Genomic DNA, 593 nt, shown 5'->3' on the forward strand with positions numbered 1-593 from the left:
AAGACCGTGGTCGGGTTCACCGGATCGTCGATCTGGCACACCCTGGCCATGTTCCCCCCGGTGCCGCCGTCGATGATCGAGGCCGGCTACGCCGACTTCGCCGAGCGGTTCAACCCGATCCTGGACGTGTTCGACGAGGTCGGGGTGCGGTTCGCGCACGAGGTGCACCCCAGCGAGATCGCCTATGACTACCACACCACGCTGCGGACGCTGGAGGCGATCGGCAACCGGCCGGCGTTCGGGCTGAACTGGGACCCCTCGCACATGGTGTGGCAGGGTCTCGACCCGGCGGGGTTCATCCTCGACTTCGCCGACAAGATCTACCACGTGGACTGCAAGGACGCCCGGGTCGCCACCCGTGACGGGCGGCGGGGCCGGCTGGCCTCCCACCTGGCCTGGGCCGACCCCCGCCGCGGCTGGGACTTCGTGTCCACCGGCCGGGGGGACGTGCCGTGGGAGGAGTGCTTCCGCGCGCTCAACCACATCGGCTACGACGGCCCGATCTCCATCGAGTGGGAGGACGCGGGCATGGACCGGCTGCACGGCGCACCCGAGTCCCTCGCCTACATCCGCGCACTCAACGCCATCACCCC

1 protein-coding gene is annotated in these 593 nt (G+C 70.0%); it reads left to right on the forward strand.

The genetic code is table 11. The features are described 5' to 3' along the window. Positions 1–593, forward strand: a 593-nt coding sequence (locus HHX33_RS34735) for a sugar phosphate isomerase/epimerase family protein (RefSeq protein ID WP_182878262.1), incomplete at both ends; no start/stop codon positions are given.

Source organism: Microbispora sp. H10670 (assembly GCF_014161385.1).
In the GTDB taxonomy this organism is placed as follows: domain Bacteria; phylum Actinomycetota; class Actinomycetes; order Streptosporangiales; family Streptosporangiaceae; genus Microbispora; species Microbispora triticiradicis.